This is a genomic window from Marinobacter manganoxydans MnI7-9, from assembly GCF_000235625.1.
Lineage (GTDB): Bacteria > Pseudomonadota > Gammaproteobacteria > Pseudomonadales > Oleiphilaceae > Marinobacter > Marinobacter manganoxydans.
Map to the genome: position 1 here is coordinate 14,444 of NZ_AGTR01000037.1, position 11,080 is coordinate 25,523.

Here is an 11,080-nt window from a genome sequence, read left to right on the forward strand (position 1 = left end):
AAAACCCCATTTCCGCTATACTGCCGCCTCCATCTGACAACTGGTTTACCGCTGAAATGGCAAGCAGACCCGACACCGACGACTACCTTTCCCTGTTCCTGAATGATGTGCCGCTGATGGACGTCCGGGCACCGGTAGAGTTCAGCCGTGGCAGCTTTCCGAATACCGAAAACGCGCCCCTGATGAACGATGAGGAGCGCCATCGGGTTGGCATCTGTTACAAAGAGAAAGGTCAGGACAAGGCGATTGAATTGGGGCACCAGCTTGTGTCCGGTGACATCAAGGCCCAGCGCATTGAAGCCTGGAAACGTTTTGTCGCCCGCCACCCGAACGGCTACCTGTTCTGTTTTCGGGGCGGCCTGCGCTCCCGGCTCACTCAGCAGTGGATCCGGGAGGCCGGCATTGACTACCCGCTGGTCAAAGGCGGCTACAAGGCATTGCGGCGATTCCTGATCGACAGTCTGGAAGCGCAGATCGAATCCGGCGAGTTCCGCATTCTCAGCGGGCGCACTGGAACCGGCAAAACGCGGGTTCTGCAACAGTTACCCAATCCGGTGGATCTTGAAGGCCTGGCTAATCACCGGGGCTCCAGTTTCGGGCGTCAGGTAACACCGCAGCCTTCACAAATCGATTTCGAGAATCGGCTGGCGGTAGCCATGCTCAAGGCCCGCCATCTGAACAGTGGTCCGGTCTATCTGGAAGATGAAAGCCGCCTGGTGGGCCGTTGCGCCCTGCCCGAATCCCTCAAGGAGCGCATGGCCAGGTCGCCGTTGCTGATCCTCGAGCAACCGATGGAAGAGCGTATTGGCATCATCCGTGAAGATTATGTTGAGGGAATGTACTCGGATTACGTGGACCGCGACGGGGCCGAAGCAGGGTGGCTGAATTTCCGGGATTATCTGCTGAGCGCCATTGACCGCATCCGCAAACGCCTGGGCGGGGAGCGACACCAGCAGCTGCGCGGCCTGATGGAACAGGCACTCCTGCAGCAGGAAGCCACTGGAGAGACAGCGGCCCACAACGCCTGGATCCAGTCGCTGCTCCAGGATTATTACGACCCCATGTACGACTACCAACTGGGCAAGAAAGAAGGCCGGATTCTTGTCCGCGGAGGCCCCGAGACCATTCTCGACTGGGCCAACAAGAGCTCGGTTGCGTAAGGCCCTGACTGAATATTACGCCTGCAGTACACAGCCCTGACATTTGTCTGCTATATAAAGGAATAGACGAATCAGGTTGTTGCAGTAATTTGTCCGTTAATCCGACACTTATGAAAAATACCAACGAACAAGGAGTCCTTTATGGAAGACCTATTTGGCGCTGAAGGCGGTGCCTCGGAACTCATGAATCAGGCCATGTCTCTGGTCATGACATACGCACCCAAGGTCGTGCTGGCCATTGTCACTCTGATTGTGGGCATGTGGCTGATCAACCGGTTTGTCGGCGTTCTAGATAACAAGCTGGGCAAAAAAGACCCCACCCTGAACAAGTTTCTCTGCGGCCTCATCGGAGCAATCCTCAAGATTCTGCTGCTGATCTCTGTCGCCTCCATGGTCGGCATTGCCACCACCTCCTTCATTGCCATTATCGGTGCTGCCGGCCTGGCCGTCGGTCTTGCGCTTCAGGGCAGCCTCGCCAACTTCGCCGGCGGCGTGCTGATCCTGATCTTCAAACCGTTCAAAGTTGGTGACGCGATTGATGCTCAGGGCTACCTCGGCTCCGTCCGCGAAATCTCCATCCTGTACACCATCGTCGACACCTTCGATAACCGCCGGATTGTGATCCCCAATGGTCAACTGGCCAACGCCAGCCTGACCAACCTGAGCGCCTATGAAACCCGTCGCTGCGACATGAGCTTCGGCATCGGCTACGGTGATGACATCGACAAGGCCAAGGCCATCTGCAAGCGCCTCATTGAAGAAGACGAGCGCGCACTGAAGGACCCCGAACCACTGGTCGTTGTTGGTGCCCTGGGCGAAAGCTCCGTCGATCTGACCGTTCGGGCCTGGACCAAATCAGGTGATCTCTGGCCCTTCTACTGGGACATGCATGAGAAAGTGAAGAAAGCATTCGACGCCGAGGGCATCAGCATTCCGTTCCCCCAGCGCGATATTCATATGATTAAAACCGACTGAGATTCGCGATCGGTTTCTCATTGATACATCCGGTTACTCGCAAACTGCGTAACCTCGACTAAGCTGACCATTAATGGCGGGGTTGACCAACCCCACCAGGCCATCGGGGCCAGGCAATCAGATCAACACAGGCTCCGGAACGCTGTCATTGCTGGTAGGAGGTTGTCACTATGCCGGTACAGCAGTTGAAGGAATTCCTCGATGAGGCAGGTGTGGAATACATGTGCCTCTCCCACCCTCCTGCATTTACCGCCCAGGAACTCGCCCACCACGTCAAGATTGCCGGCGACCGTGTCGTCAAAACGGTGATCATCGAACTGGATGGCAAAATGGCAATGCTGGTGATGCCGGCCACCTGGCGAATCCGCTGGGACAGGTTATCCCGCATCCTCGACACCGACTTTCTTGACCTCGCTGACGAACAGGAATTCCAGGACCGCTTCCCGGATTGCGAGGTAGGCGCCATGCCCCCCTTTGGCAACCTGTTCGGAATGACCGTGTACTGCGCGGAAGCCTTGACCGAACAGTCGGAACTTGCCTTTGCGGCGGGCAGTCACAGTGAATCTGTCCACATGAAGACCGCCGATTTCATTAACCTCGTGCAACCGATGGTACTGAACCAGGGCTTCAACAAACCCGGAGCCCAGAAGCCCGCCTGGCTGGTCAAAGGCCGTCGCCGGCCGGACGACGTTGCCAAGCAACGGGTATCAGGAATGGCCGGCTACTGAGGCTTTTCCTGCCGGCTTGATCCCGGTCTCTTGTCTGGCTGCCGCCATCGCGTAAACTGAGGGCATCAGACAGGAAACCGATATGACTCAAGCCTTTGATATTGTGGTAGTTGGTGCCGGCATGGTCGGTGCTGCCCTCGCCACTGGCCTTGGCCAGAATGGCTTCCGCGTTGCCCTGGTAGACCGGGCTCCGCCGCCCGCCTTCGATCCAGAAAACGCCCCCGATATACGGGTATCTGCCCTCAGCGCCGGCAGCGAGCGCTATCTTCAGAGCCTGGGCGCCTGGGACCATATCCTTCACATGCGGGCAACGCCCTACAAACGACTGGCCGTATGGGATGAAACCCGCTATCCACTGCAGAACCTGGTGCCCCGGAAGCTGGCCGAAGTCCAGTTCGACGCCACCGAGCTTGGCGCACAGCACCTGGGGCATATTGTCGAGAACTCGGTTACCCAACAGGCACTCTGGCAAACCGCCGAGGCCTGCCCCCAGGTATCCCTGTTCCACGGTCAGGGTGTCGCCTCACTGGCGCAGTCCGGTGATACCGCGACGGTCACCCTTGATGATGGCCGCGAGCTGCTCGCAGCCCTGGTGGTCGGAGCCGATGGCGCCCAGTCCCGAATTCGCGAGCTGGCCGGCATTGGCACCACCCGGAACCAGTATGAACAGCAGGCGATGGTCGTCTCGGTACGTTATCAGGGGCCGGTTGAAGACATTACCTGGCAAGGCTTCCACCCTTCCGGACCACGCGCCTTCCTGCCCCTGCACAGCGCCGGCCCGGACCATCCCGGCGAGAGCTGGGGCTCCCTGGTCTGGTACGATTCGCCGGAGGAACTGGCCCGCTTGAAAGGCCTGGACGACAGGGCCCTGATGGAACAAATCCAGTCATCGTTCCCTGCAAGCCTGCCACTGCTGACCCACATCGACAGCAAGGCCTCGTTTCCCATCGCCCGTCAGCACGCCAAACACTACCACGCCGGGCGAGTGGTCCTGGCCGGAGATTCAGCCCACACCATCAACCCGCTGGCTGGCCAGGGCGTGAACCTGGGCTTCCAGGATGCCCAGGCCCTACAGGCAGTCCTCAAGGAAGCCAGGCGCGCCGATGATGATCTGGCCGCCCAGAAGTGGCTGAACCTTTACGAGCAACAGCGCCGACCAGCGAACCGCAGAATGATGCTGACCATGGATGTGTTTTACCATCTGTTCAGTAACCGGATTCCGCCCGTCCATCTGCTGCGCAATCTGGGCCTGGGCGCCGCCCGCGCCCTGCCCTTCGCCCGCAACCGGGTGGCCCGCTACGCCATGGGCATCGACGAGGAACTGCCGGCCGTGGTGCGGCAGATAGCCTCCCGGATTCCGGGCCTGAATCAGCTTTAGAGCCAAACAACAATCCCAAGGACAAGTGAAAAGGAGCCACCATGTCAAAGACGATTTTCACCAAGATCATCAACCGGGAAATTCCCGCGGACATCCTCTACGAAGACGACATCGCCCTCGCTTTCAGCGACATAAACCCTCAGGCGCCGGTTCATTTCCTGGTCATCCCGAAAAAGGCCATTGCCACCATTAACGACATCACCGAAGATGATCGGGAGCTGGTGGGGCATCTGTATCTGGTGGCAGCGAAGATTGCCAAGGAGAAGGGGTTTGCCGACGACGGCTATCGGGTTGTCATGAACTGCGGGGAGAATTCCGGGCAGACAGTGTTTCACATCCACCTGCACGTTCTCGGTGGCAAGCCGCTGGGCTGGCCTCCGTATACCGACAAAATGAAGCAGGCCTGATTTTTTAGGCTTGGGTGGAGGGACGGCATGTGGTGGAGCTTTCCGGGACCCGCTCGAGCCGTCCCTGGTCGCTTGACTTTCGCCATCCATGGCGAAAGACAGTCCCGGAAAGCCCCACCACACGCCGTCCGGCCAAACTATTGCATTACGCCTGCAACCAACTACCAAAGATGACTGAAGCGAACTGGAGAGCAGCACCCAGCTTCGGGCAAGTGGGCTGGTAGTGCTGTTTGGGACTATCTTTCGCCATGGATGGCGAAAGCTAAGCGCGCATGGATGCCTTGAGCGTGTCCCAAACAGCACTACCAGCCCGCTTGCTTCCTCCAAAGCAAAAAATCAGCGGCCGACCACCTTCTCAGCCTCTTCCACCGGCGTATGACGAACGTCCTCGCCTTTGACCATGAAAATCACGTTCTCGGCGATGTTGCACGCGTGGTCACCTACCCGCTCCAGGGCACGAAGCACCCACATCACGGACATGCACCGTGAGATGTTGCGGGTATCTTCCATCATGAACGTCAGCAGAGTACGGGCCGCTGCCTGATATTCCTCATCGACGCGCTTGTCTTCCTTCATGATCCGCAGCGCCTGCTCCGAATCCAGCCGGGCAAAGGCATCCAGGGCATCGTGAAGCATGCTGAGCACGTGGGTGCCAATGTGGCGTACTTCCACATAGCCCCGCGGGGCCTGGCCTTCTTCCTGCAGCTTGATCGCAAGCTTGGCGATTTTCTTGGCCTCGTCGCCAACCCGTTCAAGGTCGGCCACCATCTTGATGACCGAGATCACCAGACGCAGATCCCTTGCCGTCGGCTGGCGACGGGCGATGATCAGGGTGGCTTCCTCGTCGATTTCCACTTCCATCCGGTCAACTTTCTTGTCGTTGGCACGGATTTCGTCGGCCAGATGACCATCGCCATCCACCAGGGCGAGGATGGCATTATCGACCTGGGCCTCAACCATGCCGCCCATTTTGAGGAACTCGGTCTTGAGCTCCATCAGTTCGTCATTGAACTTGTGGGAGATGTGATCCCCGTAAACGTCGTCCTTCTTTGTAGGCATACTGTTCTTCTCCAAAATTCCTCAGGTCCGGAATCAGCCAAAACGGCCGGTGATGTAGGACTCGGTCAGTTCATGTTCCGGCGAGGTGAATACCTTGTTGGTCTCGTTCACTTCAACCAGGTGTCCCAGGTGGAAGTAGGCCGTACGGTGAGATACCCGGGCCGCCTGCTGCATCGAGTGGGTCACGATAACGATCGTGTAGCTTTCGGACAGTTCGGCAATCAGCTCTTCCACTTTCCCGGTCGCAATAGGGTCCAGGGCCGAGCAGGGCTCATCCATCAGCACCACTTCCGGGCTCACGGCAATGGCACGGGCAATACACAGACGCTGTTGCTGGCCGCCGGACATGCCGGTTGCGTTGGCGTCCAGGCGATCCTTTACCTCTTCCCAGAGGCCGGCCTTGCGCAGACTGTTTTCCACTATCTCGTCCAGATCCGACTTGCGGTTGGCCAGCCCGTGAATCCGGGGGCCGTAAGCCACGTTGTCGTAGATGGACTTGGGAAAAGGGTTCGGCTTCTGGAATACCATACCGACCCTGGCCCGCAGTTCGACCACATCCCGCTTGGGGTCGTAAATGTCGTGGTCGTCCAGTTGCAGGGAACCCTTCACACGACAGATATCGATGCTGTCGTTCATGCGATTCAGGCAGCGCAGGAAGGTGGATTTGCCGCAACCGGATGGGCCGATGAAGGCAATGACTTCGTTACGGCCAATATCAAGGCTGATCTTCTTGATCGCGGGGGCATCCCCGTAGAATACCTCGACATCCCGAAGCTTGAACTTGGGGTCGTCCGAGTAAGGCTTACCGACGGTCTTGCCTTCCTCGATGATGGTTTCAGCGGGCTTCGATTCCTGAACTGGCACGGCAACCTCGTCCGGTTGGGTAACTTCACTGGTAATGGTTGTATTCACACTATTCATCTTGATTCTCCTTACCACCGGCGCTCGAGACGTTTGCGCATCCAGATGGCCAATGCGTTCATACTGATCAGGAAGGCCAGCAGCACCATGATGGCTGCCGACGCTCGCTCAATAAAGGCCAGCTCCGGGCTGCCCGCCCACAGGAACACCTGCACAGGCAGCACCGTCGCCGAATCGAAGAACCCGTCGGGTACGTCCACAATGAACGCCACCATACCGATCAGCAGCAGCGGTGCGGTTTCACCCAGTGCCTGGGCCATACCGATGATGGAACCGGTGAGCATACCCGGCATGGCCAGCGGCAGCACATGGTGCAGAACTACCTGCATCTTGGATGCACCGATACCTTCAGCGGCCTCCCGGATCGAGGGTGGTACGCTTTTGATCGCGGCCCGGCTGGAAATGATGATGGTCGGCAGAGTCATCAACGTCAGCACCAGACCACCAACCACCGGAACCGAACGTGGCATCCCGAACAGGTTGATAAACACCGCGAGGCCAAGCAGACCAAAGATGATGGAAGGAACCGCCGCCAGGTTGTTGATATTCACCTCGATAAAATCGGTGAATTTGTTCTGGGGCGCGAATTCTTCCAGGTAGATCGCCGCGGCCACACCAATCGGGAACGAGAGGATCAGGGTAACGAACATGGTCAGCAGCGAACCGACAATGGCGCCAAGAATACCTGCCTTGGACGGATCACGGGAATCGCCGCCACTGAAGAACACATCATTGAACGATGTCTCGATAACGTCCCGCTCCAGAAGCTCATCGACCCAGGTTTTTTGCTGGTCGTTCAGCTTGATCGAGTAGGCATCATCCCCTGCATGCTTGACGTAGACATCCACATCCGTGTGCGTGAGAAACGTCATGGTCTGGGTGGTACCCAACCACTCGGGATTTGCCTTCAGGGCATCCCGGAGCGTCACCGAGGCGTACGGGTTGATCAGTTCGCGAACCTGTTTCCGGTCGTCCTCCGTTGCTCCGGGGATCTCCTTGATCAGCGCCTGAACCAGAGGCTCGACAAAATCGGCCATCTTGATCTGACGCTCGTCCGTGGGATCATCCAGGTACATCATCTCACCATCCAACTGCACATCCATGGTGATGGTGGTCTTCACGAAGCCGGTGTAACCCTTGCCGATGATATCGGTGAACAGGATTAACAGGGCCCCGAGGGCAATGGCGATGGCCATGATGCCGTAGGCGCGGAAACGGCGTTCCTTACGGTAGCGGCGCTTGAGCGACTGGCGGACAATCTCCGCCTGTGAACGTTGGTCAGTCATACTGTTCCCGATATTTGCGTACGATTTTCAGTGCAATGACGTTGAGCAACAGGGTTGCCAGGAAGAGCATGGCGCCCAATGCGAAGGCAGCCAGCGTCTTGGCGCTGTCGAATTCCTGGTCACCGGTGAGCAGGGTCACGATCTGCACGGTTACGGTGGTAACCGTTTCCAGCGGGTTGGCCGTCAGGTTAGCAGCCAGACCAGCGGCCATGACCACGATCATGGTTTCACCGATGGCCCGGGAGACCGCCAGCAGAATACCGCCCATGATGCCGGGCAGTGCAGCCGGGAAAATCACCTTTTTCATGGTCTCGGACTGGGTGGCTCCGAGCGCAAGAGAGCCATCACGCATGGCCTGGGGCACGGCATTGATCACGTCATCCGACAGGGAAGACACAAACGGAATGATCATGATGCCCATAACGGCACCAGCGGCCAGGGCACTCTGGCTTGATGCCTCGATACCCATGGATGCGGCCAGATCGCTGATAAACGGAGCGACCGTAAGAGCGGCGAAGAAGCCGTAAACCACGGTGGGAATACCCGCCAGCATTTCCAGCAACGGCTTGACCACACCGCGCACCTTTCTACCCGCGTATTCCGACAGGTAAATGGCCGACAGCAAGCCCACCGGCACAGCCACAACCATGGCAATGGCAGAAATCAGAAGGGTACCTGTAAACAGGGGAATCATCCCGAAGGCGCCCTGAGAAGCCACCTGATCGGCCCTCAGAGCGGTCTGGGGGCTCCAGTGACTACCAAAGATAAATTCGGTGAACGGGACCTTGCCAAAGAAACGAAAAGTCTCGAACGCCACCGAGAAAATGATTCCGACGGTGGTCAATATAGCCAGGGCCGCACAGGCGAAAAATACCCACTTGAGAATGGACTCGACCTGGGAACGGGCATTCAGGCGGGGGCGAATTCTCAACCACCCGAGAAAACCCGCAAGCACGGCAACCGAGATTACAAGACCAGACATCAGGAACCGACTCTGCGTGCGCAGTGCCTGTAAACGCTCGGCGGCCTCAGCTATCGGTGCTTCAACGAAGCCAGGAGGCAAGGCTCCGCTGGCCACATTGCTGATCTTGCTCAACAGCAGGCTCGCCTCACCGTCGGTCGCCGGGATTATACCTTCAGGCAAACCACCAATAACGATCATCTGGATGACTTTGCCCTGGAATGCCGCCCAAAGACCAAGCACGATAAGAGCGGGGATACCGCTCCACAATGCCGCTCGGGCTCCGTAATAAAAAGGCAGGGACTTGAGGTGACGGATCCCACCCAGCGGCATCGCCAACGACCGGGAGCGAGCGTAACCGAGCCAATAGGCCACGATCGCCAGCACCAGAGTCAGTAATAAAAGATTAGCCGGTTGCATGAAAATTCCTGTATTCGACTTCGAATTGGCGCACAGTTTACAGATTCAGCTCTGAACTCGCACCGGATCGTCCAAACGTGCAAAAGGTGCGGGCCTCCAACGAGACCCGCACCTCCATTCTTGACCGGACGACGGTCTTACTTGAGCTCGTCCAGGGTCAGGTTCGGCATGCTTTCTGCCTTGTCCATCAGGTCCATCAAAGCAGCCCGCGGCGGCACGATCAGGCCCACATCTTTCAGGTAGCCGTTCTGGCCCATGGCAGCGTTGCTGGTGAACTCACTGACATACTCCGCAATGCCCGGAACCACACCAACATGAGCTTTCTTCACGTAGAAGAACAGCGAACGGGCCACCGGATACTCATCCGCAGCAATGGCTTCGGCAGTCGGGATCATACCGTTCAGAGTGGCAGCCTGCAGACGGTCTGCGTTTTCTTCCAGGAAGCTGTAACCGAATACACCGTACATGCCGGTGTCGCCAATCAGCTTCTGCACGATCAGGTTGTCGTTTTCACCCGCTTCGATAAAGGCGCCGTCTTCACGAACGCTTTCGCAGATGGAGGCGTGCTCGTCCTTGCTCAGGCTGGCAGCTTCAGGCAGCTCGTCGCAACCAGCGGCGAGAGCCAACTCGTTGAAGGAATCACGGGTGCCGGAAGTCGGGGGCGGACCCATTACACGAATCGGCTTGTTCGGCAGGCTGGAGTCAACATCGCTCCAGTTTTTGTTCGGGTTGGCTACCCACTCGCCGTTAACAGGCACTTTGGAACCGAGGGCCAGGAACAGCTGCTCGAGGGTGATATCGAGGTTCTCAGCTTCTTTAGAGCTGGCGATCACAATGCCGTCAGAACCAATGCGGAATTCGGTGATGTCTGTAACGCCGTTGCTCTGGCAGAGTTCGAACTCGGACGTCTTCATGCGACGTGACGCGTTGGTGATGTCCGGGTGCTGGGTACCAATACCCTGACAGAACAACTTGAGACCGCCGCCAGAACCGGTGGATTCCAGCTTCGGAGTGCTGAAGTCGGTCTTGGTGCCAAAACGCTCGGCAACAACCGTGGCGAACGGATAAACGGTAGAGGAACCCACGATGCTGATGGTGTCACGGGCCATGGCCGGTGCAGACATGGCGGCAACGGAGCCAGCCAGTGCTACAGTCGCGAGTGCTTTGTTCAGTTTCATCACGTCAAGTCTCCATTATTCGGTTTGGACGTTGTGTCGGATGTGTTTTACCGATGTGTGCAGACTAATGGCACTCTGTGACAACTTTGTTACAGCTTCTGAAATATAGTCCGGAATGTTCAAATTTGCTTGCAGCGCCGCTTCAGCCCGCTACCATGCGTGTTAAAACAATTCCAGGCTCGCAAGAAGGCAGTTTTATGACAGCGTTAGATGATGACAAACCCACGCCCCGTGGCGAACTCACCCTGCAGATTATCCCGCTCCCCTCGGACACCAATGCCAATGGCGATGTCTTTGCCGGCTGGCTGGTAAAACAGATGGATCTCGCCGCTGCGACCATGGCCGGACGGATTTCCCAGGGCCGTAACGCCACCGTGGCAATGGACCGGATGGAGTTCCTGTCACCGTTGCGAGTAGGGTCCCAGGTAGGTTGTTACTGCGAACTCGTCGATATCGGCCGCAGTTCCATGAAAATCAGCGTGGAAGTGTGGACCCTTGACCGCACTGCCAAGAATCCACGTAAGGTCACCGAGGGTCTGTTCGTCTACGTTGCCATTGATGAGCACGGTCGGATCCGCGAGGTGCCGGAGCAGGTTCTCTGACCCTG

Annotated in this window: 11 protein-coding genes; 6 read left to right on the top strand and 5 right to left on the bottom strand. The window is 57.7% G+C overall.

Going from position 1 to position 11,080, the window contains the following annotated elements; all coding sequences use genetic code 11:
• The first annotated feature begins 56 nt into the window (after positions 1–56).
• From mnmH to KYE_RS10125, 5 genes are all read left to right on the top strand, one after another.
• On the top strand, positions 57–1,160 hold the full coding sequence (mnmH, locus tag KYE_RS10105; protein WP_008172960.1) for a tRNA 2-selenouridine(34) synthase MnmH: 1,104 nt from the start codon (positions 57–59) through the stop codon (positions 1,158–1,160).
• A 141-nt stretch (positions 1,161–1,301) separates the two neighbouring features.
• Positions 1,302–2,135, top strand: coding sequence for a mechanosensitive ion channel family protein (locus tag KYE_RS10110; protein WP_008172961.1), 834 nt, complete (start codon positions 1,302–1,304; stop codon positions 2,133–2,135).
• A 170-nt stretch (positions 2,136–2,305) separates the two neighbouring features.
• Positions 2,306–2,863: an aminoacyl-tRNA deacylase gene (locus KYE_RS10115; protein ID WP_008172962.1), complete on the top strand. Its 558-nt coding sequence runs from the start codon at positions 2,306–2,308 to the stop codon at positions 2,861–2,863.
• Between the two features lie 82 nt (positions 2,864–2,945).
• Positions 2,946–4,241 carry an FAD-dependent monooxygenase gene (locus KYE_RS10120; protein ID WP_008172963.1) on the top strand — a complete coding sequence of 432 codons (1,296 nt, stop codon included), beginning with the start codon at positions 2,946–2,948 and terminating at the stop codon, positions 4,239–4,241.
• Between the two features lie 41 nt (positions 4,242–4,282).
• A complete protein-coding gene (locus tag KYE_RS10125; RefSeq protein ID WP_008172964.1) occupies positions 4,283–4,648 on the top strand; it encodes a histidine triad nucleotide-binding protein in 366 nt (121 codons plus the stop codon).
• A gap of 336 nt (positions 4,649–4,984) precedes the next feature.
• Here the strand turns inward: KYE_RS10125 and phoU are convergent, their stop codons facing one another.
• The 5 genes from phoU to KYE_RS10150 form a co-directional block, all read right to left on the bottom strand.
• Positions 4,985–5,707, bottom strand: a complete 723-nt coding sequence (gene phoU / locus KYE_RS10130; protein ID WP_008172965.1) for a phosphate signaling complex protein PhoU — start codon at positions 5,705–5,707, stop codon at positions 4,985–4,987.
• Between the two features lie 33 nt (positions 5,708–5,740).
• The gene (pstB, locus tag KYE_RS10135; RefSeq protein ID WP_008172966.1) at positions 5,741–6,628 is read right to left on the bottom strand and encodes a phosphate ABC transporter ATP-binding protein PstB; all 888 of its coding nucleotides are present in this window, start codon (positions 6,626–6,628) and stop codon (positions 5,741–5,743) included.
• 11 nt (positions 6,629–6,639) lie between these two features.
• Positions 6,640–7,914, bottom strand: coding sequence for a phosphate ABC transporter permease PstA (gene pstA / locus KYE_RS10140; protein ID WP_008172967.1), 1,275 nt, complete (start codon positions 7,912–7,914; stop codon positions 6,640–6,642).
• Positions 7,907–9,295, bottom strand: a complete 1,389-nt coding sequence (gene pstC / locus KYE_RS10145; protein ID WP_008172968.1) for a phosphate ABC transporter permease subunit PstC — start codon at positions 9,293–9,295, stop codon at positions 7,907–7,909. The genes pstA and pstC overlap by 8 nt, the downstream gene beginning before the upstream one ends.
• Before the next feature lie 137 nt (positions 9,296–9,432).
• Positions 9,433–10,473 (bottom strand): substrate-binding domain-containing protein, encoded by a 1,041-nt coding sequence (locus tag KYE_RS10150; protein WP_008172969.1) that lies wholly within the window; start codon positions 10,471–10,473, stop codon positions 9,433–9,435.
• A 197-nt stretch (positions 10,474–10,670) separates the two neighbouring features.
• Here KYE_RS10150 and KYE_RS10155 point away from each other — a divergent pair, with 197 nt between their 5' ends.
• A complete protein-coding gene (locus tag KYE_RS10155) occupies positions 10,671–11,075 on the top strand; it encodes an acyl-CoA thioesterase (RefSeq protein WP_008172970.1) in 405 nt (134 codons plus the stop codon).
• Positions 11,076–11,080 lie beyond the last annotated feature (5 nt).

What these genes read in the sequence shown, in the direction of transcription:
- KYE_RS10115 (WP_008172962.1), top strand. Translation starts at nt 2,306, where the DNA reads ATGCCGGTACAGCAGTTGAAGGAATTCCTCGATGAGGCAGGTGTGGAA.
- KYE_RS10110 (WP_008172961.1), top strand. Translation starts at nt 1,302, where the DNA reads ATGGAAGACCTATTTGGCGCTGAAGGCGGTGCCTCGGAACTCATGAAT.
- mnmH (WP_008172960.1), top strand. Translation starts at nt 57, where the DNA reads ATGGCAAGCAGACCCGACACCGACGACTACCTTTCCCTGTTCCTGAAT.
- KYE_RS10120 (WP_008172963.1), top strand. Translation starts at nt 2,946, where the DNA reads ATGACTCAAGCCTTTGATATTGTGGTAGTTGGTGCCGGCATGGTCGGT.
- KYE_RS10150 (WP_008172969.1), bottom strand. Translation starts at nt 10,473, where the DNA reads ATGAAACTGAACAAAGCACTCGCGACTGTAGCACTGGCTGGCTCCGTT.
- pstA (WP_008172967.1), bottom strand. Translation starts at nt 7,914, where the DNA reads ATGACTGACCAACGTTCACAGGCGGAGATTGTCCGCCAGTCGCTCAAG.
- KYE_RS10155 (WP_008172970.1), top strand. Translation starts at nt 10,671, where the DNA reads ATGACAGCGTTAGATGATGACAAACCCACGCCCCGTGGCGAACTCACC.
- KYE_RS10125 (WP_008172964.1), top strand. Translation starts at nt 4,283, where the DNA reads ATGTCAAAGACGATTTTCACCAAGATCATCAACCGGGAAATTCCCGCG.
- phoU (WP_008172965.1), bottom strand. Translation starts at nt 5,707, where the DNA reads ATGCCTACAAAGAAGGACGACGTTTACGGGGATCACATCTCCCACAAG.
- pstB (WP_008172966.1), bottom strand. Translation starts at nt 6,628, where the DNA reads ATGAATAGTGTGAATACAACCATTACCAGTGAAGTTACCCAACCGGAC.
- pstC (WP_008172968.1), bottom strand. Translation starts at nt 9,295, where the DNA reads ATGCAACCGGCTAATCTTTTATTACTGACTCTGGTGCTGGCGATCGTG.